2 protein-coding genes are annotated in these 4,250 nt (G+C 31.0%); both read left to right on the top strand.

Going from position 1 to position 4,250, the window contains the following annotated elements:
• The coding region (locus tag F6K40_RS16020) for a hypothetical protein (protein WP_293137487.1) at positions 1-203 on the top strand (203 nt) is incomplete at its 5' end.
• 75 nt (positions 204-278) lie between these two features.
• Positions 279-4,034, top strand: a complete 3,756-nt coding sequence (locus F6K40_RS16015; protein WP_293137485.1) for a helicase-related protein — start codon at positions 279-281, stop codon at positions 4,032-4,034.
• The last annotated feature ends 216 nt before the right edge of the window (positions 4,035-4,250 follow it).

The raw sequence follows: 4,250 nt of genomic DNA, 5'->3' as shown, positions 1-4,250 counted from the left end.
AGATTTTTCCAAGGAGAAAAGAACGTGGTCTTGCCGATTCGATCTTTGGTCGAGACTTGCCGATTCTACGATTAGATAAATTTTCAGAAATTAGGATTTTTGAGGGAAGTGAGCAAAATGGTAGAGCGAGATTTTTCCAAGGAGAAAAGAACGTGGTCTTGCCGATTCGATCTTTGGTCGAGACTTGCCGATTCTACGATTAGATAAATTTTCAGAAATTAGGATTTTTGAGGGAAGTGAGCAAAATGGTAGAGCTAAATTTTTCCAAGGAGAAAATAATGAATATTGCAGACAAGTTAGGATTTTTGTTTGAAGTGGGATTTAATATTGGTATTTTGGCAGATATTCAACACCAGAATTATCCACATAATTTTGGCGATTTGTATCTTCGGGATTTGCAACAATTAAAATTGCCGAAAATGGTTAACCGAATAGTGGAAAATCCTAGAATTATCAGTTCTGAAAGTCTGAAAAATCTGGAAAGATGGAGTCAATATTTAATTTTGAAAGGATTTCTAGGAGGGTTAAATTTTTTCCGGGAGTATATCAAGTCAACTCAATGGAGTTTCAAAGTCAGAAAACTAGAAATTTTGTATTATCAATGCTGTTTTCATGGCAATAATAGTTTCGGTACGAATAATAAAGATAACTTCTTAGCAACTCAGGAATTATTATCTCAATTATTATCTGCTGATATCTTGAATAGTCACTTAAATAGATATATTAATCAATATTTGGAAAAGAAAGGAGAATTTCTACAAGCGGATACATTAATGTTGTTGCGTCATGGCGAACAGTTGAGAATTATCTGTGTAGATTTGTCTATATTTTCAGTCAAGTCAGAAAAAGATTTACTTTTACTGGATGATAGTGAATTAAACAGTTTACGCCGAATTTTGATGACTGATATTAAACATATTCGTTCAAAAAGTGTCTTTTCTAACCTACGAATAGATACAGGTAATACTCAGGATTTTGATTTTGCATTTTCCTCTGATTTGAAAAGATTTTTTACTGCTTTTAAGCGAAAGGATAAGGAAACTACTAAATTAATTCAAGCAGGTGCTTATGCTGAAAGTTTTTACAATTTTTTGCGACGAGAAACACAGATAATTCAAGATGAAAAATCTGTTCTATTTAATATAGTAGGATATAGCGATCGCAACATTAGCACTTTCTGTTTACGCCCAGAAAATTTCAATATTTTAACTACCTGTGCGGAAATATATAAGAAGGAATACAAAGATAAAGAAATTAAAACTGCTCGTCGCGAAGTCTTAGATTTAATTCGGAGAAAAGCTGTTCATAGTTTTATCAATGGCAAAGATTTTATCCAAGATTTATCTACAAAAACCCTTAATCTCCAGCAGAATAGTATTGCTCAGGTTACTCATCAAGAAAAGCTGAATAATTTTGTTAATTCTATAGATATTGTCTCCAATGAATTAGCAAAAAAATTAGGTATTAAGTCAGAGTCAACATTAAGAGATGCTCATGCTGAATTAATTCAAAAAGCTCTGATTAGCGATAATACTTTTGTGTTTTTGACAGGTAATCCAGGTATAGGCAAAACAACAGCTATTACTAAATTTCTCAAGTCTCATTTAGAGGAAGGTTTTCTGCTATTTTATATTAGTCCTCGTACTCAGGTTAATCTCGATTTAATCCATAAGTTTAAATCTGAAAATTCTCAAAGTCAGAAGTTGTTCGACGACAGATTATTTTGTATCAACGCCAATTCAATTCTGATTCAAGAAAATGGTAATGATTCCACAGTTAGATATTATTCCAATCAACGTCAAGATGATTTTACTTCTAAAAATGTCAGATTTATTAATCACAATTCACAAATTAAACCGAGGCAGCGAAATCAAGAAAATTTTCATAGAAGCAATATAGATACAATTGAATATCAAAAAAAACAAACTGCTGGAGTTCTCAATAGTATCTGTCAGGGAATATACGCTCTTATTGATGACAAAATATCCAATAATATTGTTGCCACAGTTTCGACTCAATCTTTGAAAATTACTCCGAATGGTGCAGACACTCTCCGACATCTTGAGAAAATATTCAAAAGTGCTTATCACACAAAAAAAGGTGTGAATTTTAGAAAAATGCGGGAAATTTCTCAAAGGATAAAGCACTTATTTATAATGATTGATGAAATTACTGGAGATGATGGGGGAGTAAATTTTTTAAACGGAATAAATCAATTTCTAGCAAAGTATCAATTAACTAATCCAGAATCTGGTTTTAATACTAAAATTATTGTAGCTGATGCTTCTATTGTAGAAAAAGAAGTTATTAAACAGCACTTATCCCAGACTTCTCCAGAACCAGATAAAATTTATTTTAGATTAGCAAAAAGTCAAGGAAAAAATAAACCAGAACCACTTTCGGTAGACAATTTTAAGTTTAAAAATAAACCCGCCATAACTATTAATGCTAATTCCTATCCAGCTAGTAGTTTAAACATCACCTATAAAGTCTTCATTCAGTCTGTTAAATTTAATCAAGATAACTGGAAAATTAAAGAAGGTAAAGAATTAACCAAAGAAGTCGATGCAAAAATTTTAGCAGATATCAAATCCTTCCTAGACAACTCTAACTTTGGTCAATTGTTAGTTTATATTCAAGACAAAAGACGCTTAAAAGAGTTGATAGAAAAGATTAGGCAGTCGCGGAAAAAATTTCAGGAATATACAGACTATCTCGAAATACACGCTAGCTTGTCTGATGAAAATAGAGAAAAAATAGATAAGTATAAACAAGATGTAAAAATCGTGTTTATGACATCTTCAGCAAGTCGAGGTTTATCCTTTCCTAAAGCCAAAAATATCTTAGTTGAAATACCTCGTTTCCAGATAGAAAAAAATTTGATGGAAGTGATTCAGGTAATCTATAGAGCGCGAGGTCAATATCAAGAAAATGGGAAAAAAATAACTTTAGATAATCAAGAAAAACAGATAATATTCTATTTAAACGATTCGGCAATTTATTATCCTAAAGATAACGAGACTTCCCCAGAAGATTATGCTGAAGAGAGAAAACTTTCCTTAGAAGAAAGCGTGATGAATTTATTAGATATTTTATTAATTCTCAAACTGTCAATAATGACTAGAATAGTAGGTTCTGGTAACCTGGGAAAGAAAAATTTTCTGATGATTCCTATTGGTGGAAAATCTGTTTCAACAGCAGGAAATAGCTTTTCAGAAAAAATGACTAATCTAATTCGAGAATTAAAAAATGAACATAACCGACATCCAGAAAAACAAACTCTTCAATTTGTTTATTCCAGTCTGACGCAAATTCTCAGGGAAGCAGAATTTAGTTTGTCTAATTCTAATTATGATGCTCAGAATATTACTTATCTTTCTCTGATAGATTCTTTCAAAACTAAACTTCCAACATTATTTAACCGACTTGATAAATTGTTAGATTTTGGCAATATTCAAACAGGTCATCTAACTGGTAATTTATTGGTAGTACCTACTTCTAACCAAAAATTAGAAGAGACTTATCAAATAGGATTAGAAGAACAAATTAGAAAATTTGCTAATAATGAATTATTCAAAAAAATGTGGGCAATTAGTCAAAGTCAAGATTACCCACCTAATCTTAAATCTGCAATTAAAACTGCCTTAGAGTTTATCAAGTTGCTTAAAGGAGACAAAGGTAATATTGATAGAACCCAATGGTTTGAACAAAATAGTCAAAACTTAGACCAATATTATGCTCTACCCTTGTTTGTATTTATGAGTCAAGAATTAATGACTAAATATTTTAAACAGGAGCTAATAGTTGAAGAAGAAAAAGAATTTAGAACTCTTTTATCTCGATACATTCAGTCTCTTTATCCTGCATATAATACCCTACCCATTGGTAGGCAATATAAAAAATTTCCCTTTGTTGTTTTTCGTAGCTATAGTTTAGGAGAAATCCGAGAAAAAATTTATAGCGAGCGCTATCTTTTAACTTCTAATGAGCTGAATATTCTTAACTTAATTCTTTTCCGAGAAGAGAAAGACTGATTAATTTAGATGGAATCATAAACTTCTTGGATATGTGAAGAAAATCTTCTCAAATTATGCCAGTTTTTTTGTTTCCTAATCACTAGGCAAAAAATTTTACGCTCATTTCTCTTAGACCATAGTATTGGATACTTATCAAGCAAGATTTGTCAGAATTTTTTGTCTTTCTTCAAAAGAAGAAGAAGTCTACTACATTAAATAGTTTCAAATTTTTAA

This window comes from Okeania sp. SIO3I5 (assembly GCF_010672085.1).
Taxonomy (GTDB): Bacteria; Cyanobacteriota; Cyanobacteriia; order Cyanobacteriales; family Microcoleaceae; genus Trichodesmium.
This window is presented reverse-complemented; position numbering and strand designations above follow the sequence as displayed.

Excerpts from the sequence above, each read along its gene's own strand:
- F6K40_RS16015 (WP_293137485.1), top strand. The coding sequence starts at position 279 with ATGAATATTGCAGACAAGTTAGGATTTTTGTTTGAAGTGGGATTTAAT.